This window comes from Seonamhaeicola marinus, from assembly GCF_008085455.1.
On record NZ_VSDQ01000853.1, the window covers coordinates 1 to 205 of the forward strand.

Genomic DNA, 205 nt, shown 5'->3' on the forward strand with positions numbered 1-205 from the left:
GATTAATTACTGGTCGTGATCCTAAAGGACAATATCATGCCATGACCGATGTTATTCACAAGGTATTAAACGATATTACGGTTGATGATTGGGATATCATTATTGGTGGAGATTCGCATACACGTATGTCTAAAGGTGTTGCTTTTGGTGCCGATTCTGGTACTGTGGCCCTAGCTTTAGCAACAGGTGAAGCAACAATGCCAAT

At 41.0% G+C, this 205-nt stretch carries 1 protein-coding gene; it reads left to right on the forward strand.

Translation table 11 applies throughout. From position 1 onward, the window contains the following. On the forward strand, positions 1 to 205 hold a 205-nt coding region (locus FUA24_RS24405), incomplete at both ends, for an aconitase family protein (RefSeq protein WP_148546037.1).